34 protein-coding genes are annotated in these 21728 nt (G+C 63.9%); 23 read left to right on the top strand and 11 right to left on the bottom strand.

Features of this window, described 5'->3' with window-relative positions:
- Window positions 1–6: 6 nt before the first annotated feature.
- The 10 genes from BJP62_RS06475 to BJP62_RS06430 all read right to left on the bottom strand — a co-directional run bounded on the left by BJP62_RS06475 (window position 7) and on the right by BJP62_RS06430 (window position 4426).
- Window positions 7–234, bottom strand: coding sequence for a hypothetical protein (locus BJP62_RS06475; protein ID WP_070528027.1), 228 nt, complete (start codon window positions 232–234; stop codon window positions 7–9).
- Window positions 231–446 (bottom strand): hypothetical protein, encoded by a 216-nt coding sequence (locus BJP62_RS06470; protein WP_070528024.1) that lies wholly within the window; start codon window positions 444–446, stop codon window positions 231–233. The genes BJP62_RS06475 and BJP62_RS06470 overlap by 4 nt, the downstream gene beginning before the upstream one ends.
- Window positions 443–622, bottom strand: a complete 180-nt coding sequence (locus BJP62_RS06465; protein WP_070528021.1) for a hypothetical protein — start codon at window positions 620–622, stop codon at window positions 443–445. The genes BJP62_RS06470 and BJP62_RS06465 overlap by 4 nt, the downstream gene beginning before the upstream one ends.
- Window positions 615–1040 (bottom strand): hypothetical protein, encoded by a 426-nt coding sequence (locus BJP62_RS06460; RefSeq protein WP_070528019.1) that lies wholly within the window; start codon window positions 1038–1040, stop codon window positions 615–617. Before BJP62_RS06460 ends, BJP62_RS06465 begins: the two co-directional genes overlap by 8 nt.
- Before the next feature lie 198 nt (window positions 1041–1238).
- The gene (locus BJP62_RS06455; RefSeq protein ID WP_070528016.1) at window positions 1239–1664 is read right to left on the bottom strand and encodes a hypothetical protein; all 426 of its coding nucleotides are present in this window, start codon (window positions 1662–1664) and stop codon (window positions 1239–1241) included.
- 21 nt (window positions 1665–1685) lie between these two features.
- Window positions 1686–2318: a BRCT domain-containing protein gene (locus BJP62_RS06450; protein WP_070528013.1), complete on the bottom strand. Its 633-nt coding sequence runs from the start codon at window positions 2316–2318 to the stop codon at window positions 1686–1688.
- A 91-nt stretch (window positions 2319–2409) separates the two neighbouring features.
- Window positions 2410–2859, bottom strand: coding sequence for a hypothetical protein (locus BJP62_RS06445; RefSeq protein WP_070528011.1), 450 nt, complete (start codon window positions 2857–2859; stop codon window positions 2410–2412).
- The gene (locus BJP62_RS17935; protein WP_083300753.1) at window positions 2852–3316 is read right to left on the bottom strand and encodes a helix-turn-helix transcriptional regulator; all 465 of its coding nucleotides are present in this window, start codon (window positions 3314–3316) and stop codon (window positions 2852–2854) included. The genes BJP62_RS06445 and BJP62_RS17935 overlap by 8 nt, the downstream gene beginning before the upstream one ends.
- Entirely contained in the window at window positions 3258–3671 is a 414-nt protein-coding gene (locus tag BJP62_RS06435; RefSeq protein ID WP_070528008.1) for a hypothetical protein, read from the bottom strand. The genes BJP62_RS17935 and BJP62_RS06435 overlap by 59 nt, the downstream gene beginning before the upstream one ends.
- 44 nt (window positions 3672–3715) lie before the next feature.
- Entirely contained in the window at window positions 3716–4426 is a 711-nt protein-coding gene (locus BJP62_RS06430; RefSeq protein WP_070528005.1) for a S24 family peptidase, read from the bottom strand.
- 85 nt (window positions 4427–4511) lie between these two features.
- On the opposite strand from BJP62_RS06430, the gene BJP62_RS19300 reads away from it, so the two are divergent.
- Complete coding sequence (locus tag BJP62_RS19300) at window positions 4512–4748, top strand: YdaS family helix-turn-helix protein (protein ID WP_083301036.1); 237 nt, start codon at window positions 4512–4514, stop codon at window positions 4746–4748.
- Between the two features lie 133 nt (window positions 4749–4881).
- Window positions 4882–5361 (top strand): hypothetical protein, encoded by a 480-nt coding sequence (locus BJP62_RS06425; protein WP_145927131.1) that lies wholly within the window; start codon window positions 4882–4884, stop codon window positions 5359–5361.
- 88 nt (window positions 5362–5449) lie between these two features.
- Here BJP62_RS06425 and BJP62_RS06420 read toward each other — a convergent pair whose 3' ends face one another.
- Window positions 5450–5926 carry a hypothetical protein gene (locus BJP62_RS06420; RefSeq protein ID WP_070527999.1) on the bottom strand — a complete coding sequence of 159 codons (477 nt, stop codon included), beginning with the start codon at window positions 5924–5926 and terminating at the stop codon, window positions 5450–5452.
- A 179-nt stretch (window positions 5927–6105) separates the two neighbouring features.
- Between BJP62_RS06420 and BJP62_RS18345 the strand changes: the two genes are divergently transcribed.
- From BJP62_RS18345 to BJP62_RS06320, 21 genes are all read left to right on the top strand, one after another.
- Window positions 6106–6414 (top strand): hypothetical protein, encoded by a 309-nt coding sequence (locus BJP62_RS18345; RefSeq protein ID WP_070527997.1) that lies wholly within the window; start codon window positions 6106–6108, stop codon window positions 6412–6414.
- Window positions 6411–7247, top strand: coding sequence for a hypothetical protein (locus BJP62_RS06410; protein ID WP_070527995.1), 837 nt, complete (start codon window positions 6411–6413; stop codon window positions 7245–7247). The genes BJP62_RS18345 and BJP62_RS06410 overlap by 4 nt, the downstream gene beginning before the upstream one ends.
- Window positions 7244–7915: a DUF6475 domain-containing protein gene (locus BJP62_RS06405; RefSeq protein WP_070527992.1), complete on the top strand. Its 672-nt coding sequence runs from the start codon at window positions 7244–7246 to the stop codon at window positions 7913–7915. Before BJP62_RS06410 ends, BJP62_RS06405 begins: the two co-directional genes overlap by 4 nt.
- A gap of 151 nt (window positions 7916–8066) precedes the next feature.
- Complete coding sequence (locus BJP62_RS06400) at window positions 8067–8492, top strand: hypothetical protein (protein WP_070527989.1); 426 nt, start codon at window positions 8067–8069, stop codon at window positions 8490–8492.
- An 83-nt stretch (window positions 8493–8575) separates the two neighbouring features.
- Window positions 8576–9115 (top strand): hypothetical protein, encoded by a 540-nt coding sequence (locus BJP62_RS06395; RefSeq protein ID WP_145927130.1) that lies wholly within the window; start codon window positions 8576–8578, stop codon window positions 9113–9115.
- 121 nt (window positions 9116–9236) lie between these two features.
- Entirely contained in the window at window positions 9237–9635 is a 399-nt protein-coding gene (locus BJP62_RS17925) for an HNH endonuclease (protein ID WP_083300751.1), read from the top strand.
- Window positions 9636–9776: 141 nt separating this feature from the next.
- On the top strand, window positions 9777–10601 hold the full coding sequence (locus BJP62_RS06390) for a hypothetical protein (RefSeq protein WP_070527984.1): 825 nt from the start codon (window positions 9777–9779) through the stop codon (window positions 10599–10601).
- Between the two features lie 80 nt (window positions 10602–10681).
- Entirely contained in the window at window positions 10682–12268 is a 1587-nt protein-coding gene (locus BJP62_RS06385) for a terminase large subunit (RefSeq protein ID WP_205700975.1), read from the top strand.
- Window position 12269: 1 nt separating this feature from the next.
- Window positions 12270–13502 (top strand): phage portal protein, encoded by a 1233-nt coding sequence (locus tag BJP62_RS06380; protein WP_070527981.1) that lies wholly within the window; start codon window positions 12270–12272, stop codon window positions 13500–13502.
- On the top strand, window positions 13489–14133 hold the full coding sequence (locus BJP62_RS06375; protein WP_070527978.1) for an HK97 family phage prohead protease: 645 nt from the start codon (window positions 13489–13491) through the stop codon (window positions 14131–14133). Before BJP62_RS06380 ends, BJP62_RS06375 begins: the two co-directional genes overlap by 14 nt.
- Window positions 14134–14135: 2 nt before the next feature.
- Window positions 14136–15341 carry a phage major capsid protein gene (locus tag BJP62_RS06370; RefSeq protein ID WP_070527975.1) on the top strand — a complete coding sequence of 402 codons (1206 nt, stop codon included), beginning with the start codon at window positions 14136–14138 and terminating at the stop codon, window positions 15339–15341.
- Between the two features lie 64 nt (window positions 15342–15405).
- On the top strand, window positions 15406–15606 hold the full coding sequence (locus BJP62_RS06365; protein WP_070527972.1) for a hypothetical protein: 201 nt from the start codon (window positions 15406–15408) through the stop codon (window positions 15604–15606).
- The gene (locus BJP62_RS06360) at window positions 15606–15953 is read left to right on the top strand and encodes a head-tail connector protein (protein ID WP_070527969.1); all 348 of its coding nucleotides are present in this window, start codon (window positions 15606–15608) and stop codon (window positions 15951–15953) included. Before BJP62_RS06365 ends, BJP62_RS06360 begins: the two co-directional genes overlap by 1 nt.
- Window positions 15950–16285 carry a phage head closure protein gene (locus BJP62_RS06355; RefSeq protein WP_070527966.1) on the top strand — a complete coding sequence of 112 codons (336 nt, stop codon included), beginning with the start codon at window positions 15950–15952 and terminating at the stop codon, window positions 16283–16285. Before BJP62_RS06360 ends, BJP62_RS06355 begins: the two co-directional genes overlap by 4 nt.
- Window positions 16282–16767, top strand: a complete 486-nt coding sequence (locus BJP62_RS06350; protein ID WP_070527964.1) for a hypothetical protein — start codon at window positions 16282–16284, stop codon at window positions 16765–16767. Before BJP62_RS06355 ends, BJP62_RS06350 begins: the two co-directional genes overlap by 4 nt.
- Entirely contained in the window at window positions 16764–17357 is a 594-nt protein-coding gene (locus BJP62_RS06345) for a hypothetical protein (RefSeq protein ID WP_070527962.1), read from the top strand. Before BJP62_RS06350 ends, BJP62_RS06345 begins: the two co-directional genes overlap by 4 nt.
- A 66-nt stretch (window positions 17358–17423) precedes the next feature.
- Window positions 17424–17603, top strand: a complete 180-nt coding sequence (locus tag BJP62_RS06340) for a DUF2635 domain-containing protein (RefSeq protein ID WP_070527959.1) — start codon at window positions 17424–17426, stop codon at window positions 17601–17603.
- Complete coding sequence (locus tag BJP62_RS06335) at window positions 17600–19081, top strand: phage tail sheath subtilisin-like domain-containing protein (protein WP_070527956.1); 1482 nt, start codon at window positions 17600–17602, stop codon at window positions 19079–19081. The genes BJP62_RS06340 and BJP62_RS06335 overlap by 4 nt, the downstream gene beginning before the upstream one ends.
- Window positions 19082–19090: 9 nt before the next feature.
- Entirely contained in the window at window positions 19091–19459 is a 369-nt protein-coding gene (locus BJP62_RS06330; protein ID WP_070527953.1) for a phage tail tube protein, read from the top strand.
- Window positions 19456–19749: a phage tail assembly protein gene (locus BJP62_RS06325; protein ID WP_070527950.1), complete on the top strand. Its 294-nt coding sequence runs from the start codon at window positions 19456–19458 to the stop codon at window positions 19747–19749. The genes BJP62_RS06330 and BJP62_RS06325 overlap by 4 nt, the downstream gene beginning before the upstream one ends.
- A 123-nt stretch (window positions 19750–19872) precedes the next feature.
- The gene (locus BJP62_RS06320) at window positions 19873–21726 is read left to right on the top strand and encodes a tape measure protein (RefSeq protein ID WP_070527948.1); all 1854 of its coding nucleotides are present in this window, start codon (window positions 19873–19875) and stop codon (window positions 21724–21726) included.
- Window positions 21727–21728 lie beyond the last annotated feature (2 nt).

The raw sequence follows: 21728 nt of genomic DNA, 5'->3' as shown, positions 1-21728 counted from the left end.
GATGACTCATTGCTGCCAAGCCTCGCGCGTGGCGCTGCGCAGCTCGCGGGCGGCCTGGTGGTCGCTGCGGCGCTGGCGCAGGGCCTCCAGCTCCGCATTGCGCGCGGTGATCACGGCCAGATCGGCGGCGCGGTTCGCGGCGTTGGTGTCCATGTACTCGTTGGTCTTGGCGAGCATGGCCCGGCTGCGCCACGGGCTGTCGGCCATGCGGGCGGCTTCGGCGCGGCTGATCATTGGGTGGCCTCCGTCTCGAGGTCCGGCGTGGTCTGCACGGCTTGGTCCCAAAGCAGTTGCGTGATGGCCGACCAGATCGCCAGCAGCGCGCACAGCGCAAGGCCGGCGCCGATCTTGTCGAGCGGGTGCGGCAGCTGGGTGGCCGCGGTGCAGCACACCAGCGCTAGAAAAATGCAGACGATGGTCGTCAGGGTTTGCAGGATGAAGCTCATGCGGCGGCTCGCTCGGTGTGGCCGTCGGTCCCGGTCGGGGTGGCGGCGCGTTGCAGGATGTAGAAGCGCGGGTCGGTGCTGCCGCTGATGCGGTAGCCGGCGGCGCAGATCGGGTCGATCAGATCGGCGACCAGGCCATCGCCGACCATCAGCGCGTAGACGGTGGCGTCAGGCATTGGGGGTGACCTCGTCGGTGTAGGTCGGGTAAACATTGAATGTGCCGTCCTTGCCGGCCACGCCGAAAAACTCGGCCTGGGTTTTGGCGGAATTCAGGCGGTGGACGTGGTTCCAAGGGCTTGGCGCCGTGTCGTTCATGACGGAGTCGATCGCGTGCTCGATGGCATCCCGGCTGCCTGCTACGTCAATGAAGACTCCTGTCGTAGTGCCGTACACGCTGGCCTTCGCAGTGGCGGTGACGCCACCAACGCAATTGAACCGGGCGGCCACTGCTTCAACTGCATTGATCAGTGCGCGGGCGTCGTCCAGCGAACGGCGCTCGGTCTGGTGATCGGAGCGGAGCTGCTGGGCGGTGCGATCGAACAGCAATGGTGTGGTGAGGGCGGCGACGGCCGCCTGATCGAGTGGTGCATCCATGATTGCGCATCCTTGCCGGCCGTCTAGCCGATGGGTGCGCAGCAGGTGGTTTACGTGTGTTGCTCACCGGCCCGGGCACCTGCTGCGCTGGGTGGTGTGGGCTGAAAGTTACCAATAGGTAAGGTTGTGGTCAATACCAAATGGTAAATATTTTGTCGCAAAAAAGCCCGCCGGGGTGGCGGGCTGGGTGGGAGGCAGTTAATCCGATAGATCGAGCCAGATGCCGTAGCTGCCATTCCGCTTCACGACAACGGCGCGGCAGCTTGCCGCCGTTTGTCCGCGGCCATGCTGCTTGATCATCTGGCGAACGCTGCGGACGTCCTCTTCAGGGATGTGCCCGACCGGCGAGTATCCCAATTTGACGATGATGTGGTTTTGGGCGTCGGGGTCGTCGTCGATCTCGAGTCGGGCCACAACATAGCAACGGACGGCGGCCGGCTTGGTGAACTCGTCGGGCAAGTTGGCGCGGAAGCGGTTTTGGTATTTCGATTCGCCGATGACCTCGAAATTGTAACCGCCCGGACCGGGGATGTCGGCCGCGAAGGCCGCGCCCTGTTTGCGATCGGCGGTGGCGAGAATCGGTTTAGGGGTTAGCGCGGCGGCGAGTGCAGAGAAAAAACCCATCTATGGTCTCCAAGTGTGAAATCAGGCTTGTAGCCTGCCAAGCGCTTCGCTCCATTGCTGTTCGCTGATCAGCGCAATGCCTTCGCCTTGCTCGATGTAGCGCATGGCGAGCTCGATCTTGCGGCCGTAGGGCGTGTGCGCCCAGTCATCCGAAATCAGGCTGCCGACGACGAGGTAATCAAGATCCTTGACGACGTTGTCGCGCGGGATGCCGCCCAGCGCGCTGAGTGCCTTTTCACACGCGTTGCGCGTGCCGTGAAAGAAGCGGCCGGTCAGGCAGAAACTGCGGCCTGAAAACAACACGTGCGGGTCGTCGTCATAGGGCAGGGTGACGACATTGGCGTCGGTACTGCCGGTCTCGGCAAAGTCGTTGCCGCAGACGCTGTTGAGTGTGATCAACAGGTCGGCCCGTTCTTCGTCGGTGATGATGCCGTCGCGGGTAATCTCGGTGATCCGGCGGGCGATGGTCTTGCCGGGCCAGCCCGCTGTGACATCCGGGTGTTGCTTGATCCAAGTGGCAAGAAACTGGATTTCGGTGTCGTTGAGGTGTTGGTCGGCAACGAGGCCGGTACAGAGCCCGAGCAGGTGTTCGGTGGCTTTTTTCAGGTTGTGGTGTTCGCTAGCTCGTTGGATAGCAATGTCGGCGGTGCTCATTTTCTTCCTCCGTATGTTTTTGAAATCGTAGAGAAATTTACCCCGACAAGCGGCAAAAGAAAACCCGCCGGGTGGCGGGTGGGGGCTGATGTTACTGAGCGCCGGCTGGCGCGGTGGGCATTTGCAATATGCGTAATCGGCTGCGGCCGATGATGCCGTCATCGGTTGCAGTGATGACCTGTAGCAGGCAGGGCTTTTCGATCGCCAACGGCGAGAACTCCGTGGCGCTTTGCATTTCAGCGAAGGTTGATTCTTCCGGTGTGGCTGGATTGTCTTGTGCGGCTTTAAAAATTTCCGTCACCTGCATTTCGGTGCGGGCGAGTGTTTCATCCTCTTTCATGATCGTGATCGATACTGTGCCTTTCGCCTCGGAAGCGAGCGGAATAACGACCTGGTTGAGGATGCAGAGTCTGGCGAGCAGCGCCGGGAAGGCTTGGACGTACATCACACCGGCGTAGCAGCCGACCAGCGTGGTTTTGCCGTTCACCTCATGGCGGATGTCGTCACAAAAAATCGAGTGTGATTGCAGGCGATCAACCATGGCGCTTCATCTCGTTGTTGGCATAGAGCAGGCTGAAAGCCTGTTCGGGCTGTAGGGACAGTGCAGCGCTCAGGCGCCGGATGACGTCGAAGCCCGGTTCGATATCGCTGTTTTCCAATTTGGCGACGTACGACTGGCTGGTATCCATCCGCTTGGCGAGCTGGGCTTGGGTCAGCCCCGCGGCCATGCGGCGTTTTTTGATCGAATCGGGCTGATCGGCGTAGAAGGTTTCACCAACCCATTTTGTGCCTTCCGAGATGGCCGCATCCAGTCGCGGGTCTTCCGTGCATAGCTGGCTGATGAAGTCGTCGATATCCGCACTTTGCGTGGCCTTCGGCGCAACGTGAACGACGTGAATGGGCCGGGAGCCGGTGGCGGTGGCGGTGCTGATCGGGGTGTTAAACCAGATCGCGGTAGTCGGCCAGCACGCGGCGGGTGAGGTGGTGGTCGGGCTCATAGTTGTATGCGTTCCTTGCTGCGGCGGCCAGTATGTGGATCTGCGGCGCTCGGCGGTACTGCCCGGCCGGGAAAAAACCGTACAACAGCCGGTAGGGTATGGCGGCGTTGCCGCTATCCCAAGCCTTGAGTCGCCAGATATCGGCAATCTTTTTCACGGCTTGCATCTTGAGGGCGTTGACCTTGCCCAGCTCATCCAGTTCGATATCCTCGCCCTGAATGTTGAGGCGGTCGATCAGCGCGGGGTCTGCCCGAATGGCTGACAGCAGTGCCAGGAGCTTGCCGACGCCGTTGACGTCTGCCGCGAGCAATGCACGGATGTCGTTTTGCGCGTTCGGGTGGATGAGCAAGTTCACGAAAATACCTAGTTTGATATATAGGCGTCAACGGCAGGATTTGCTCATGCGAAATCCTTGAGCGAAAACGGCAGCGATTTCAGCACGCGGGCGGTGATGTGCATCTCGTCGCTGTTGATCTCGTAGGGGTGGTACAGCTGGTTGTCGCTGCAGACCTTGTAGCGGCCGGGGCCGACCAGTTGCAGGCGTTTGATCATGGCCAGGCCGTCGATGACGATGATGTAGATGCCGTCACCGGCGAAGTAGCTGACGCGCGGGTCGATGAACAGGGCGTCACCGCTGGTGATGGTGGGCGTCATGCTGTCGCCCTTGGCGCGGACGATGATGATGTCCTGATCGTTGCGCGTGCCGATGATGGCTTCGGCGTCGGCCGGCAGGAATTCGAGCGCGCCGAGCAGCTCGGCTTCGCCATTGGCGAGCCCCGCGCCGGCACTGGCCTCGAGGCTGTAGACCTTGAAGCGGCAGAGGTCGCGCTGGATGAGCGGGACGGGTGGTGGGGTGATGGTGGCAGGTGCGACGGGTGGTACTTGATCGTTCTCGTGATCGAGCCAGCCGGTCGGTAGCCCGCATTGCGCCTCTATGTCTCGCGCCAGCTTCTCGCCCAAGTTGCGGCGGTGGTCTTCGTTTTCTGTCAGCAATCGCGAGACGTAGCCGGGTTGTCGCCCGATGAGCTGGGCGAGGTTGGCGGCGGTGCCGTCGAAGCGACTGCGGATGAGCTGACGCAGATTCCTGCGCCTGATTTCGGCTATCTCCATGCGGGCTGATTCAATCTTGCGGCTACCCGCAGGTAAATTACCGCGTGGTGTTGTTTTGTTATTTACCATTTGGTAATCTCGCGGAATGAATCTACGAGACTGGATTAAGGCCCGGCCCGGAAGGGCCGATGCGCTTGCGAATTCGCTGGGTACGAGTGCTGCGTACATCGGTCACCTCTGTGCAGGGCGTAAGCGTTGCGGCGAGGGGCTGGCGATCGAGATCGAGAAAGCGACGTCGCGCGCGGTGACGTGTGAAGAGTTGCGACCCGACGTTGATTGGGCCTACCTGCGTGCATCTGGTTCTCGTGGGGATGCGGCTTGATCCTTCCCTTTACGTTCTTCCTCCGCCGTGACGCTGACCTCGCCACGGCTTTCGCCGGCCTGCCCGGCGCTTTTTATTCCGCTGGCCGGTCTGTGCCGGCAACGCAAAGATAGGGGCTAAACCCATGACATTCATGCGTCATCGTCCTCAGAAAACCGTGATTGGTGCGGTGCGTGATGCGCTGCAGCTGTGGGCCCAGCGCGAGGGCTGGAAGCACGCGACGCTGGTGCAGGCGCTGGTCGAGGTGCATTACCGCGATGGGCTGGACCGCCTGACGGGCGTGGATTTCTCGCGCGATGGCGATCCGGCCCGGGTGATGAAGACCAATGCCGAGCGGGTGATGCGCTGGCTGGATGACCAGACCAAGGATACGACGCTGATGCCGGCCAACCTGCTGCGCACGGTGATGGCGGCGCTGCCGCTGGATCTGCGGCACTGGCTGGCGAACGAGCTGCTGGCCGGCGTGGGGCTGACGGTGTCGCTGCAGGCCGAGCCGGACGCGATTGATCTGCGCGAGCTGCTGGTGCGGGTGGTGAAGGAGGGGGGGAGGCGCACGCCGCAGTGGCCGAGCTTGCCCAGCGCGTCACGCCGAACAACGCCCAGCGGACGGTAAAGGAAATCGACGAGGCAATGGCCGAGTTGCAACGGGCACGCGAAGAGGCGTGCCGGCATTTGGCGGTGGTGTGAGTACCGCCTTGGTGTCAGGCCAGGCAGGCGAGCAGGCGCGACCAGCGGCTGGTGGGGATTGTTGCGTCGTCCCGGCCTGCGGCGAGCACATTGGCGTTGTAAGCAACGCTGGCAAGGCCATTGAGGCCGTTCGGGCCATCAGCCTGCAGTTGCGCCAGTTTTCGGTCCAGGTCGGTGGTCGTCAGGCCGGTGGCTTCAGCGCGCAGCGCCCAGTAGCGGCGCTTGAATTCGTTGTGTCGTTCGGCACGGGCGGATGCGCCGATCAGTCTTTCGATAATGGCGTTGCCGGCAAGGGTAATGCCCGCGATGGCGACGGCGGTGCCGCTGGTGGGCAGCAGTGCGGTTGCGGCGGCGCAGCCGCCGATCAGGCCAATGGCCCCGAACACGAAGTCGACGCGCCGGTACAGGCGTTCGCACAGGTCATTGAAGTGGTAGCCGTAGCCGATGTCGAGCATGGCTTCGTAGTGTGTTCGCGCGTCGTGACGGGGCATGGTGTTTTCCTATTTTTGCGGTGGTACGACCGGCGCGGGATTGCGCTGGGGTGGTACCTGACCGCGGTGGTTTTCCTGGTCCATGGTGGTTCCTTTGTTGGATTGATTGGGTTTGTCTTGGTAGGACTGGCCAAGTCTAGCAGAGGGGCCGCCGCCTTTTTTGCGGTGGGGGTAAGGCAATGATCGAGGTAACGATTGACGAGGCGCGTGCGTTGAAGCGCTGCACCGGTCTGGCGCAGCGGGTGTATGTGTCCGGGCTATTGCGCCTGGTGGATCTGCATGACGCGCGGGTGGCCGGGCCGCGCCGGCTGATGCTCACGCAGATCGTGGCACAGGTGGGGCCGGTGCCGGTGTTGAACCGGCCGCTGCAGCACGAGGAGCTGCGCGCGGTGCTGGCCGAGCTGCTGACGGCCGGGGTGATCGAGAGCCGCGGCGATGCCGAGGTGCTGGATGTGGTGCTGGTGCCGCGGCGGAGGTCGGTGGCATGAGCGCATTCAAGATCAACGATGACGAGTGGGGCGCGCTGCAGGGGCTGCCCCATCTGGCGTTTCGCTTGTACGTATGCCTGCGGCGGCGGATGGATTTCCGTACCGGCACTGTGGGCGTGAGGCCCCGGGTGAATTGGCAGGGGCTGGCCGAGGATTGCTATGTCGAGCCGGCGGCGGGCCGTAGTGCGGCCGAGTGCGGGGCGCCGTCGTTGGCTGCGCTGCGCAATGCGGCGAAGTGGCTGGTGCGCGCGGGTTTGCTGGTGGGGCGGTCGGTGGATCGGCATTTGATTTTCGAGTTTCCGCGGGCAATGGCCGACGTGCGTCCCGTGGAGGTGCAGCAGAGCAGCGACAGAGCAGCGACAGAGGAGGCGCAACCGACCGAAGCACAGGTGCAGCAAGGCTTTGTGGCGGATGAGCGCCAGAGCAGCACCAGAGCAACGCCAGAGGAGGTGCGACAGCCATCCGGTATCCGGTATCCGGAAAAGCATTCCTCTACCTCAGGGGCTGACGCCCCTTCGGTAGAGGCGCGCGCGAGCGGAGCGGCGCTGCCGGCGGATTTCCGGCCCGACCAGACGCATGTCGGCATCGCGGTGAACCTGAAGCTGGACCTGCAGGCGGAGGCGGAGAAGTTTGCCGATCACTGCCTGTCGGCAGGCAAGCGGTCTGCAGATTGGTCTGCGGAGTTTCGCATCTGGCTGCGCAGGTCGGTGGAGTTCGGGTCTGCAAAGTGGCAGGGGAAGAGTGGTGCGGCGAGCAAGGTGGTGCCGCTGTATGAGCGCAATCTGGCTGCTGCCGAAGAGGCGAAGCGGCGTTTGAATGGGGGTGGGGCATGACGAGCGATCAGCAGGATGATTTCTTTGCGTTGCTGACCGGGGTGTGCGAGCTGCACGGCAAGGTGGCGAGTCCGGAGTTCATGGCGCTGTACTGGCAGTTGCTGTCGCGCTACGAGCTGGCTGATGTGCAGCGGGCGTTTCATGCCCATGCGCTCAACGCCGATACCGGCCAGTTCATGCCCAAGCCGGCGGACATCGTTCGCCACATCGATGGCGGCAGCCAGACGCGGGCCGGCAAGGCGTGGGCCTTGGTCGATCAGGCGTTGCGCTGCATTGGTGGCTGGGATTCGGTGGTCTTCCCCGATCTGCTGATCCATGCCGCGCTGGAAGGCTTGGGTGATTGGTCGAGCCTGTGTGCGACGCCGGCCGACGAGCTGTGCTACCTGCAAAATCGGTTCGAGAAGCGTTACCAGGCGATGGTGGCAAACCCGCCGGTGACGTGGCCGCGTGAGTTCATTGGCGCGCTGGCCTTGGATAATGTGGCGCGCGGGTTCAAGCCATCGCCGCCGGTCTTGCTGGGTGATGTCGAGCAGTGCAAACGGGTCTGGCGCGGGGGTGTCCAGCCGGGCTCGAAGCTCCTGCCGCCGGCGATGCAGCGTGAGATTGAGCGGATTGGGCGTGGCGGCGAGCAGGTGCAGCCGCTGCGTGTGGTGAATGGCAATGGGTAGCCGGAATCCTTGGTTGCGGCCGGCCGGTGCGGATGGGTTCGTGCCGGTGCGGGTGTTGTGGGATCGGTTTGCTGCGCTGTACGGCGATCGGTGGCGGGTGTTGTTTGCGGATGAGTCGGCGCGACGGGCGTGGGATGAGTCGGCGGGGACGTTGTTTTACGCCCGTGGCATCCAGTACCGGATGCTGAAGCCGGTGCTCGAGCGGCTGACGACCTCGGCGCGGGCGGATTCGCCGGTGCCGTCGCTGGGCGAACTGGCCGATATGGTGCTGCCGGCGGTGGATTTCGAGGCGGCGTTTGCCGAGGCGAAGGCGCAGGCGGCGCTGGCGTCGATGGGCCGGGCGGTGTGGAGCTCGCCGGCGATCTACTGGGCGGCGCGCGATTTCGGCCTGACGCGCATCGCGTCGGCGGCGTGGGGCCGGAGCAAGAGCGCGTGGATCGGGGTGCTGTCGGCGCGGTTGGCCGGCGATTGTCCGGCGGTGCCGGAGGATGTGCTGCCGCCGGAGTACAAGCGCGGCAGTGCGGTGGTGGCGGCGGATTCGGTGGCGCGGTTGCGGGCGATGTTGGCGGCGAAGTAGGGTTGAGCGGTACACAAGACAAAGCCGGGCAATGACCGGGCTAGGAGTTCTCCGGGGTCAAAATCGGAGGCGATATGCAGGAAATGCGGTTCAGCAGTGTGAAGGCGTTGGTCGGGTGGGCGTTTCAGATGGAAAGCACGGTGATGTGCCGTGTGGCGAAGTACGGTGAATCGAGTTCGCCGGCGTTCGGTGGTTTGTCGATGGCGGATCAGCGGACGCAGGCGGCGATGGTGATGGCGAAGGTGTTGCGTTTGCCATTCGCGGAACGCACGGTGTTGTGGGCATTTTTCGTCGGGGACGATGCGCATCTGATGGTGCTGGCGGACCGGTTGTCGGTGCCGATGTCGATCGGGACGCGGGTCGAGCTGGTTCGGCATTGGGTCGGCGAGGGTGAGGCGACGCCGCGTGGTCGTCGACCGAAGTCGGGGCGGATGCTGGCCGAGCGGGAGAAGGTGAGCGAGTCGACGATGACGCGGGCTAAGCAGCGAGTACAGAGGGAGTGCAACGCCTTGTTCGGCAAGGCACTAGCAGTGATCGAGGTGCAGTGTCTGCCGTTGCTGGTGGCGACGCGGCAAGAGCGGTTCCATCGCGAAGATGAAAAAAGTGCTTGCGCAGTGGTGTGAAAACTTTTAGCCTCCGATTCACAGTGTGAATCACTGCGTCTACGAAACCCCGGTGCGAAAGCAGCCGGGGTTTTTTATTGCCCGCCCGCCTCGTGCGGGCTTTGTCGTTTCTGGGGGTGTGATGCCGGTGAAGCCAAAGCGTCCTTGCAAGCAGCCGGGGTGCCGGGCGCTTACTGACGATGGTTGGTGTGATGCGCATCGGCCGGCGCCGCATGCTCGGTACGATGATCGGCGCGGGTCTGCGGCCAGCCGCGGTTACAACAGCCGTTGGCGCAAGGCGCGCGAGACGTTCCTTTGTCGGCATCCGCTGTGTGCTGAGTGTGAGCGGCAGGATAGGGTGACCGCGGCCGAGGTCGTCGACCACATCATTCCTCATCGTGGTGATCAGGCACTGTTCTGGGATACGAGCAATTGGCAGTCGCTGTGCCGGTCATGCCATTCGGCCAAGACCGCGGCCGAGGATGGCGGGTTCGGCAACGCCCGGGCTGCGCCGGCAGGGGGAGGGGGTGTCAAAGTCTGACGCCTCGCCGTCCGGGACCGCGTGCTCAGTGTCGAAAAAAATAAACCCGGAAAAAGGTAGGGGGGGGTCTGGAATGCGCTGAGCCGCATGATCGACTGCTGCCGATTCGTTTTTGATGGATGAGGCAGAGAGGAGCGCGCCATGGGCCGGGAAACCGCATCCGCGACCGGCGTTGGCGCCACTTTGCGTCCGCCGAAGATTTTGAAAACCCGCCGGGCTCGTCTGATCTGGCGTTACCTGATCGACGCGCTCGACTACGCCAGGCTCGACTACCGATCGGCGCTGATGTCGATCGCGCTGCTGGCCGACAAGGTCGATACGTGGCGGACCCACGCCGACAACGTCCACAAGTACGGATGGCGCTACGACGAGGACAGTAACGGCGGTTCGCTCGAATCCGACGAGTCCCGTGCCGAGCGCCGGTCCCGGATCGAGATCCTGCGCGACCTGGACGAGTCCGGCCTGACGGTGCTGGCCGTGGCGCAGGTCCGACAGATCGACCTGATGACCAATCAGGGCGAGTTGTTCAGCCCGTTCGATCTGGTCGACCAGATCGGCGTCGAGGCCAAGCGCCTGCCCGACCCACCGCCGTGGACGATGCGCCCGGCGGAAAAACGCATCTGGAACGAACTACTCCCCACGCTTGACGTGACCGGCTTCGATTTCTCGACCGCCGGCCTTTCGCTGGGGCTGCTCTGCACGGCAATCGTCGACTGGCAGGACTGCAAGGACTGGATTGAGGACAACAAGGGCAAGACGTTCGCCGTCGCCCGTGACACCGGCCGCACCTACGAGGTCAGCGCCAGTTACAACCGGGCCAAGATCGCCAGCCAGATCCGCGTCCTGCTCAAGAAAAACGGAATGACGGTGATGTCATGCGCAAAGAACAAGGCAATCAGCAAGGGTCGGATCATCAGCGAGGAGCTGGCCGACATCCTGAGCTTCATTCAAGTACGGCCGACCTGATTCCTGCGGTCTACGTCCCGCGGCTGTGGGATGCCTACGGCTTCGCGGTCCTTCGGGGCGAGATCGTTGTCGGCCGGCTGGTGCGGCTCGCTGTCGAGCGCCACTACCGCGATCTGCGAACAGCGGGCGAGCGCGGGCTGATTTTCCGTGGCGACATGGCCGACCACGTCCTGTCGTTCTTCCCACGGTTCTGCCGACATTCGAAAGGGCACTGGGCAGGGCAGCCGGTCACACTGGCGCCGTGGCAAGCGTTCTGGCTGGCCGTCGAATTCGGTTGGTATCGCGACACCGGTGTGCGCCGGTTTCGCACCTGGTACGAAGAGGTCGCGCGCAAGAACGGCAAGAGCACCAAGCTCGCCGGGTTGGGCATCTACCTGTTTGCGGCTGACCGCGAGCCGGGCGCCGAGGTCTACACCGCGGCCACCAAGCTCGATCAGGCCAAGATCACCCACGCCGAAGCCGAGATGATGGTCGGCCAGTCGCCGGCGCTGCGGCAGCTGATTACCAGCCGCCACAACAAGCTGTTCATTGCGGGCACCTCGAACAAGTACCTGCCGCTCGGCGCCGATGCCAAGACGCAAGACGGCCTCAACGTCCACGCGGCCATCGTCGACGAGCTGCACGCCCACCCGAATCGGGATCTGTGGGACGTCATCGACACGGCGCGCGGATCGCGGCGCAATTCGATCATGCACGCGATCACCACGGCGGGCTTCAACCAAGAGGGCAGCATCTGCCTTGAGCAGCGGCAATACCTGATCAGCATTCTCGACGGCGCGCTTGATGACGACTCGTTCGGCGGCGTGATCTACACGCTCGACGCCGACGACGACTGGCGCGACGAGGCTGTCTGGCCCAAGGCCAATCCGAACCTTGGCGTATCGGTGTTTCTCGATGAGCTGCGCGATCAGGCGCGCAAGGCGGCCGGCGTGCCGGCGGCGCTGTTCAACTTCCTGACCAAGCGCCTGAATATCTGGACGCAGCAGGTCGAAGCCTGGCTGTCGCTCGACGACTGGGACAAGGGCGCCGAACCGTTCGATGAGGCGCTGCTGCACGGGCGCAAGTGCTACGGCGGGCTCGACCTCGCCAGCACAACCGACCTGACCGCTTGGGTGCTGGTGTTCCTGCCCACCGAGTCCGATCCGCACTGGCGCGTGCTGTGCCGGTTCTTCGTGCCCGAGGACAACATGCAGCTGCGCGAACGCAAGGATCGCGTGCCGTACCAGCTATGGGCCAAGCAGGGCCATTTGATTGCCACGCCGGGCAACGTCGTCGACCAGGAGCTGATCCGTCAGCAGATCCTGGCTGACGGTGATTTGTTCGATCTGCAAGAGGTTGCTTTCGACCAATGGAACGCCGCCAAGCTCGCCACCGAGCTTGGCGAAGCGGGCATCACCCTCGTGGCGATCCCGCAAAACTTCGGCGGCCTCTCGGCCCCGACCAAGCATCTCGAAGGGTTGGTGCTGTCCGGCGCGCTGCTTCACGGCGGCCACCCGGTGCTGCGCTGGAACGCCGGCAACGTCGTGCTGCTGCGCGACACCAACGACAACTACCGACCGAACAAAAAGAAGTCACGCGACCGGATCGACGGGATCGTCGCCGTCATCATGGCCATGAATCGCGCGCTGTTCGGCGTCGAGGAGGCCGAATCGTTCTGGGAATCCTGAAATGAAACTGAAAAGCTGGCTTTCCGGCGTCGCCTGGCCTTTTCGCGCCAAGTCCGGCGGCTTTACCGTCGTCGATCTGCAAAACGCGCTGATTGCCGGGCCCGAGGTCAAGTCGGGCGTCGCCGTCAACTGGACGACCGCGCTGCAAGTCTCGACGGTTTTCGCCTGTCTGCGCGTGCTCGCCGAAGGCATTGCCCAGGTGCCGCTCAAACTGATGGTCTCCGCCGACGGGCGAGTGCGGCAGCCGGCCAAGGATCACCCGCTGTACTTCCTGCTGCACCGCAAGCCGAACGACTGGATGACCAGCTTCGAGTTGCGCGAAATGATGGTGCTGCACGCCGGCCTGACCGGTAACGCCTACTGCTTCGTCAGTCGCGTCGGCGGCCGTATCGCCGAGCTGATTCCGCTGCAGCCGGGCGACGTTACCGTCAAGGTCGCCGACGACTGGTCCCGAACCTATGTGGTTCGATCCCGCAACGGCACATCGCAAACGTTTCCTGCCGATGCCATCTGGCATCTGCGCGGCCCGTCGTGGAACGGCGTGCTCGGCGCTGACGTACTCAAGCTGGCGCGCGAGGCCGTCGGCTTGTCGATCGCGACCGAGGCGCACCACGCCAGACAACACGCCAACGGCGCCAAGCCGGGCGGCATGCTGTCGGTCGAGGGTGCGCTGACCGACGCGCAGCACAAACAGCTGCGCAAGTGGATCGACGACGAGTACCGCGGCGTCGACAACGATGGCAAGACCATGATCGTCGACCGTAATGCGAAGTGGACCGGCATCTCGCTCTCGGGTGTTGATGCCCAGCACCTGGAAACGCGACGCTTTCAGATCGAAGAGGTCTGCCGGTTTTTCCGGGTCATGCCGATCATGGTCGGCCTGTCCGACAAGGCCGCGACCTACGCCAGTGCCGAGCAGATGTTCCTGGCTCACGTCGTGCATACGCTGACGCCGTGGTACGAGCGCATCGAGCAGTCGATCGACGCTTTCCTGCTGACCGACGCCGATCGTCGCGCCGGCCACTACGCCAAGTTCATCGTCGCCGGCCTCTTGCGCGGCGCGCTCAAAGACACGGCCGAATACATCTACCGGCTGGTCGGTATCGGCGTGCTGACGCGCAATGAAGGGCGCGACGCGCTCGACAAGAACCCGATCGACGGGCTCGACGAACCACTGACGCCCGTCAATCTCGGCGGGCTCGACAACCAAGGGGGCGGCAATGCCAGCACTTGATCACCTCGATTTCGGGATCGAGATCAAAGCCGTCCGCGAGGACGGCTTTTTTTCTGGCTACGGCTCGGTCTTCGACGTCGTCGATTCGTACTGGGAGAAGGTCGCGCCGGGGGCGTTTGCCGATTCGCTCAAGCAGCATGACGCCAAAGGCAGTATGCCGGCCATGTTGTGGCAGCACCGCTCGGGCGAGCCGATCGGCCGCTACAAGCTCATGCGCGAAGACAGCGTCGGGCTGTACCTCGAGGGGCAACTGGCCATCAAGACCGCCCGCGGCGCCGAGGCGTACGAGCTGCTGCAGATGAAAGCCATCAGCGGCCTGTCGATCGGCTTCGTCACCCGCGAAGACAGCGTCGACAAGGTCAGCGGCATTCGCACGCTGAGCAAGCTGGATCTGTGGGAAGTCTCGCTGGTGACGTTCCCGGCGAACGACTCGGCCCGAATCAATGGCGTCAAGGGGATCGACGCCATTCAAACGCTCTCCGACGCAGAGCGCTACCTGCGCGAGGCAGGCGGCTTTTCGCGTCACGAAGCCACGGCCTTTGCGTCGCGGTTCAAAAGCCTGGCTGGCCAGCGCGATGCTGGCGAGGACATGGCTGCACTTCAAAACCTCATCAAATCCATTCGGAGTTAATCATGTCCGCACCGGAAATCAAAGAAATCGTCGAAAACCTCGGTCGTGCCTTCGAGGAGTTCAAGTCGACCAACGACGCTCGTCTCAAGGCGGTCGAAAAGGGCGGCGCCACCGGCGACATCGAAGTCAAGCTGGGCAATATCGACAAGGCGCTGACCGACCTTGGCGACCTCAAGGGTCGTCTCGAAGCCGTCGAAAAGAAGGGCAACCGCCCGGGTGTCGGTGGCGACGCCGCGGCGCTCGCCGCCGAGCACAAGCAGGCCTTCGGTCGCTTCATGCGCAAGGGCGACGACAGTGGCTTTGCCGAGCTCGAAGCCAAGTCGCTCAGCGTCGGCAGCGACGCTGACGGCGGTTTTGCCGTGCCCGAAGAGCTGGACCGCAACATCATCCAGCTCGAGCGCGACGCGGTGCCGATGCGCAGTGTCTGCAACGTCATCACCGTCGGCAACGAAGAGTACAAGCGCCTCGTCAATCTCGGCGGCGCGGCCAGCGGTTGGGTCGGCGAAGAAGACGCCCGCCCCGACACCGGCACGCCGCGGCTGGCCAGCGTTGCGCCGTTCTTCGGCGAGCTCTACGCCAACCCCAAGGCCACGCAGAAGTCGCTCGACGACATGTACTTCGATGCAGAAGCCTGGCTGGGCGAGGAAGTCGCGCTCGAATTCGCCGACAAGGAAAGTGCCGCGTTCACCGCCGGCGATGGCGTCAAGAAGCCCAAGGGTTTCCTCGCCTATGCCAACGCGGCGACCGGCGATGCCACGCGCCCGCTCGGCACGCTGCAGTTCATCGTCTCCGGCGCCGCCGCAACCATCACGCCGGACGCGCTGATCGATCTGATCTACGCGCTCAAGCAGGGCTATCGCAAGAACGCCGCATTCATGCTCAACAGCCTGACGCTGCCGGTGCTGCGCAAACTCAAGGATGCAGACGGCAACTACCTGTGGCGCCCGGGTCTCGACGCCGACGCGCCGAGCACGCTGCACAGCAAGCCCGTCGTCGAGAACGACGACATGCCGATCGTCGCGGCTGGTTCGCTGGCGTTGGCCTTCGGTGACTTCAAGCGCGGCTACACCATCGCCGATGTGCGTGGCACGCGGGTGCTGCGCGACCCGTACACCAATAAGCCGTTCGTGAGCTTCTACACGACCAAGCGCGTCGGTGGCGGCCTGATGAACTCTAACGCCATCAAGCTGCTCAAGATCTCGGCTTGATCCGACCGATAACTTGAACCGATCCGGCCCGCCTCTGGTGGGCCGTTTTCATTCTGGAGGGACTATGTCCGAAGCCAAGAAAGTGCGGGTGTTGAAGTCGTTTCCGTTCTCCCATGACGGCATCAACATCGTCGATTACACCAAGGGCGACGATGTCGAGCTGGATGCCGAGGCGTGCGAAATCGCCCTGGCCGAGGGTTGGGTCGAAATCATCAAGCCCGATGCAGGCAAGAAGCAGGCTGGCGACAAGGGCGGTGCCGAGTAATGGCCGGGCTCGTGCCGATGGCGCGGGTCAAAGCGCATCTTCGCCTGGACCCTGACGAGACGTTTGAGGACGATCTGGTCAGCGCCTATCTCGCCGCAGCGTCCGAGTTTGTTGCCAACGAAACGCGCCGCGCGCTTTACGCCACATCGGAATTACTGGCCGCCGATGCAAGCCCGCCGGCCAACGCGCTCGTGGTCACCGCGTCGCTGCAGGCCGCCATCTTGCTGATGGTCGGTCATCTGTACGAAAACCGGGAAGCGGTGAACGTCGGCAACCTTGTTACCGAGATGCCGTTTGCGGTGCGCGCCTTGCTGGGGCCGTACCTCGATTACACGAGGTCGCCATGAAACGTCCGTGCATCGGTGAATTGCGCCATCGCGTGACATTCGAGCTGCGCAGCGACAAACCGACAGGCGACTGGGGTATCGAGCACGATCGTGCCCCGCCGATGACGGTGTGGGCGCGGGTCGAGCCGGTCGGCGGTGCGATCTACCACGGCAGTGCGCAAACCGATAACGCGGTCACGCACCGCATTCTGTTGCGCTACCGCGGCGACCTGAGTGCCGACCATGAAGCCACCCACGGCGGCCGGCGCTACCGTGTCCGCCGCGTCAACAACATCAACGGCGAAAGCCGCTTCCTCGAACTGGAAGTCACCGAACTGGGGGGGGCGCAATGACAATCGCGCGCAGAGAAGTCAGTCTCAAATGGGTCGGCAAGTCCAAGCTGGTTTTTGACAAAAAGTTCATGAAAGGCGTCTTGCGTCGGGCTGGATCAGATGTTCGCAAGGAAGCGCGTCGCCTGATTAGTCGTTATGCCTTGGCGCAAGGTCCGGAGCTGCCGGCCTATGGCGGGTATGCCAAGTTGGCGACTGGGGCAATGCAGCGGTCGGCCAGGGTAAAAACAGGGAGTGGCGGCGGTTACGTAAAGGTGTTTCACGATATGCCGGCTGGTGCGAAGGATTTTTATCCGGCGATGCTGTACTACGGCGTGCGCCGCGGTGCAAAGCGACGGCGTGATCACAAGGCGCAGCCCGATCTGGGTAGAGGTTGGCGCATTGCACCCCGCAAGAATCATATGACTGACGCGCTCGACAACCGGCGTGAGCGTGTTCGCGACGTGATCAACAAGGCTATTCGTAAGGGGTTGGGGGCGAAATGAAATCCAGCCCCATCATCAAGCAATTGCGTGCCCGCTGCCCGGTGTTTGCGCGCCGCGTCGGCGGCGGCGCCGAATTTCGCGAGGTCGACGACGCCGGCAAGCTGCAACTGCCGGCGGCCTATGTGCTGCCACTCGACGACAGCCCGGGCGACAACGAAAGCCAGACCGGCTATCGGCAGACGGTGACCGAATCCTTCGGCGTGGTGCTGGCGATCAAGTCCGGCGACGAGCCCGATCTGTACGTCGCCGATGCAGTCGACGCGATCAAGCGCGAGGTCTTCCGCGCGCTGCTGGCGTGGTCGCCCGATGCGGATGTGTACGCGCCCATCGTTTACCAGGGTGGACAGCTGCAAAGCATCGACCGTCACGTGTGCTACTGGATGCTCGAATTCTCGGCGCAAACGGTGCTGATCGACGAGGACGCCTTCAAGGCGACCGAGCTGGCCGAGCTGCCGGAGCTGAAGTCCGTGCACGTCAATGTCGACGTGATCGACCCGATCGCCGACCCGAACGCAACGCCGGCTTACCCCGGCGGTTATCCCGGCCCCGATGGCCGGATCGAGCATGCCCTGCGGTTGCCGATAGCCTGACGACGGCAATACCCATTTTTCAACAGCCCCGCCCTGAGCGGGGCTTTGTCTTTTCAGGAGACAGCAATGCACGTGATTCCCGCAAAGGGGTTGCAGGTGCCCGACCCGGAGCGTGGCGGCTTTCTCGCCGCCGAAGGGCGCGAGGTCGAGCAGACCCAGTACTGGCTGCGCCGGCTGAATGACGGCGACGTCACGCTCGCCAGCGCATCGCAGGCCAAGGTCGCCAAGGCAGGGGGTGAGCAATGAGCGTCGCCATGGCAACCATTCCGTCCAATCAGCTGGTGCCGCTGTTCTACGCGGAGATGGACAACAGCGCGGCCGGCTATTTCGAAAACTCCAGCCGTATCCTCGTGCTGGGTCACGCCTTGACCGGCGCGCCGATCGCCAATAATCAGCTGACGCTGACCGCGACGGGCGATCAGGCTGTCGGCTACTTCGGCCGCGGCTCGATGCTGGCCCGCATGGTGGACCGGGTGCGGCGCAACAACGCGGGCGCCGAAATCTGGACGTTGGCCGTGGCCGAGCCGGCCGGCGGTGCCGCCGCAACCGGAACGATCACGATCACGGGGGTGGCAACCGAGGCCGGCGTGTTGACTGTCTACCTCGCCGGCCAGCGTGTGCAGGCCGGGGTCGCCAAGAGCGACGCCGCCGCGGCGGCGGCAACGGCGCTGGCCGCCGCCATCAATGCGTCGGCCGACCTGCCGGTCACCGCGTCGGCCACGGCGGGAGCGGTGACCTGGACGGCCCGCCACAAGGGGCTTACCGGTAGCGACATCGTCTGCACGCTGAATCTGCGCGGCGCCGAATCCGGCGAGCGTACGCCGGGCGGCCTGACCGTTGCGCTGGCCGCCGGTGCGGCTGGCGCGGGGTCGCCCGATCTGTCGCCGACCATCGCGGCGATGGGCGATGAGCTGTTTGACGCGATCGTCCTGGCGTGGTCGGACGCCGCGACGACCGATGCGTTCAAGCTGCTGATGAACGACCAGACCGGGCGCTGGAGCTACGCGCAGATGCTGTACGGCCACGTGTGGGCTGCGCAGCGCGGCACGCTGGGCGCGCTGGTGACTGCCGGCGGCACGCGCAATGATCAGCACCTGACGGTGGCCGGCATGGAAACGCAGGTGCAGTCGCCGGCCTGGGAGTACGCGGCGGCATACGGCGGGGCTTGCACCAGCTCGCTGTTCATCGATCCGGCGCGGCCGACGCAGACGCTGCCGCTGCTGGGTACCGTCGGCGCGCCGCGGGGGCAGCGCTTCATCATGCAGGAGCGCCAGTCGCTGCTGTCTGCGGGAATTGCGACCAGCATGACCGGTAGCGACGGCACGGTGATGGTCGAGCGCAGCGTCACCAGTTACCGCGTCAACGCCTGGGGGCAGCCCGATCCGTCGTATCGCGACGTCGAAACGCTCTACACCAGTTCCTACGTGCTGCGCGACCTGCGTTACACGGTCACCCAGAAATACGGCCGCCACAAGCTGGCGAAAGACGGCACGCGCTTCGGCCCGGGCCAAGCCATCGTTACGCCGTCCATGATCCGTGCCGAGCTGATCGCACGCTATGCCTTCCTCGAGGAGATGGGGGTTGTCGAGGACTCGGCGGGCTTTGCCGAGAACCTGGTCGTCGAGATCGACGCCAGCAATCCGAACCGCGTGAACATCCTGTTCCCGCCGAACTACGTCAACCAGCTGCGCATCGTCGCGGTTCGCAACCAGTTCCGCAGCTAAGGGGGTCTCATGGGTACCAAAAACCGCTTGGCGGGTACGTGCTACATCAAGGTCGGCGGCGCGCAGCTCGACGTGCAGGGCGGCGTCGAGGCGCCGATCTCCACGATCAGCCGCGAATCGCTGGTGGCACTGAATCAGCGCGTGGTCGGTTACAAGGAGTCGACCACGGCACCGTATGTGAAGGTGTCGGCCTTCGTGGGCAAGGACTTCCCGATCGGCGATCTGACCAGCAATGACGACATGACCGTGACGGCCGAGTTTGCCAACGGCAGGGTCTACGTGCTGCGCAACGCCTGGCTGACCGAAGGCTCGGCCTACAGTGCCGAAGACGGCACGGTCGAGTTGCAATTCGAAGGCAAGGAAGGGATCTGGCAATGAACATCACTGTGAAACTGAGTGCGCCGGTACGTGCGCATGGCGAGGAAGTGAACGAGCTGGTCCTGCGTGCGCCGACCGGCAAGGACATCCGTGAGGTGGGCTTGCCCTATGCAATCGGCGACGGCCGCGTGCTGTTCGAATCGGCGGTGATCGCTCAGTTCGCCGTGCGGCTGGCGGGCGTGCCGATGTCGGCGATCGACGCGCTGTCGCCGGCGGACTGGCAGTCCGTCATGACGGCGGTGGTCGGTTTTTTCGGGCAGGACTTGGCGGAGGCGGCACCGACGAGCTGATCGAGCGCTACTTCAACGCCGCCTATTTCTGGAAGGTTGATCCGGCAGCTGCCCTGAACTGGGTGCTGCCGGATTTTCTTTTGTACGAAACACAGGCGATCAGGATCGCCGCCGAGGTGAACGATGGCGGATAAATTCGAGCTGAAGGCGCTGATCACGGTCGTGGACAAGCTCACGCCGACATTCAAGAAAATCAACCGTGCCGTTGGCGGCCAGATGAAGGCGGTCAGCGGCGTGGTCGGCAGTGTCGGCGGCTTGGGCGAAGCCACCCGCACGGCGCTGGCGCCATTGGCTGCGTTGGCCGGCGCGGCGGGCGTCGGCAGCGTCGCCGCGCTGGGTGCTGCGGTCATCGGCACCAGTGCCAAGTTCGAGAAGTTCACGGCGATACTCGAAACCATCGAGGGTTCGGCAGAGAAGGCGAAGCAGTCGATGGAGTGGGTCAGTGACTTTGCGACCAAAACACCTTACGAGCTGGACGAGGTGACGGATGCCTTCGTACGGCTCAAGAGCTACGGGATCGATCCGCAGTCCGGTGCCCTCAAGGCGGCGGGCGATGCCGCGGCCGCAATGGGCAAGCCGCTCGGCCAGGCGGTCGAGGCGCTGGCCGATGCGCTGACCGGCGAAAACGAGCGCCTCAAAGAGATGGGTGTGCGCACCAGTAAGGTCGGGGACAAAATTTATTACAAGTGGGTCGAGAACGGTAAGGATATATACGCGGTGGCCAAGGCGAATAGCGCGGCGCAGATCCAGGCGGTGGTGACCGGGATCTGGAACCGGCGGTATCAGGGCGCGATGGACAGGCTCTCGGATGCCTGGGATGGCACGGTTTCCAATCTCAAGGATTCGTATAGCCGATTCATGCTGCAGATCGGCAAGGCTGGCGTGTTCGATTTTCTCAAGGGCAAGCTCAAAGGCGTGCTCGCGACCATGAATCGGCTGCAGGCCGACGGCACGCTCGACCGCTGGGCCAAGAAAATCAGCGACGGCATGATCGACCTGGCGCATGCCGTCGGCGATCTGTTTTCCGGCATCTCGCTGGACGACGTGATTGCCGGATTCCGCTCGTTCTTTACCGCGATCGGTGACGCAATCCGCGCGGTGGGTGGGCTCAAGAATGCCTTGCTGATCGTGATGGCCTTGTTCGCCGCGCCGTTCGTGGCGGCGGTGCTGGGTGTGGCGGCTTCGCTGGTTTCGTTTGCGGGTGCGGCCTTCAGCCTCGGCAAAACGTTGCTGAGCCTGCTGCCCATCCTGAACATGCTGCGCACGGCGGCCATGGCGATGATGATCTTCGCCGCGGCCAACCCGGTGCTGCTGGCTGTGGTCGCCGCCGTGGTCTTGCTGGCCGGTGCGGCCTATCTGCTCTGGCGGCATTGGGACAAGGTCTCGGCCTTCTTCGCCGATTTCTTTCCGAATCTCTGGCGGCTGGCCGGCTATGCCATCGGCTATCTGGTCGGACTGTTCGCCAAGTTCGGCCCGCAGGTATGGGCGGCCGTCACCGGTGCGTTCGGCGCGCTGGCCAAGTGGCTTGGCGCGGCACTCGCGGCTCTCGGCCCCATGGCCTTGGCGGCGCTGGCTGGCTTGGTCGATGTCTTCGTCCGGATCTGGGATTCGCCGCAGCAGGCGCTGCAGGCGTTTCTGGACTGGTCGTTCGGCAAGCTCGGCGCGTGGGTCGACCGCATCAAGGGTGTGTTCGACACGGTCAAGGGCTGGCTCGGCCAGTTCGGCGAAGGTTTCAAGGTCGGGTTCGACGATGCGACCAGGCCCGCCGACGACAAAGGGTCGGCTCCGAATCTGGTGCAGTCGGCGCCGGGACGGGGTAGTCCGCTACTGCAGGCCGGCAAGGCGCAGGTCAGCGGCCAGGTGGATGTCCGGTTCTCGAATACGCCGCCGGGTACGCGGGTCAGTGCGCCGCAGTCGCGGGGTGGCGTGGCGATCAATCCCGACGTCGGGTACAGCAGCATGGTGTTGGGGGGGTGAGT

Origin of the sequence: Jeongeupia sp. USM3 (genome assembly GCF_001808185.1) — a bacterium.
Lineage (GTDB): Bacteria > Pseudomonadota > Gammaproteobacteria > Burkholderiales > Chitinibacteraceae > Jeongeupia.
The sequence above is the reverse complement of the archived record's forward strand: the minus strand, read 5'-3'. Positions and strand labels throughout refer to the sequence as shown.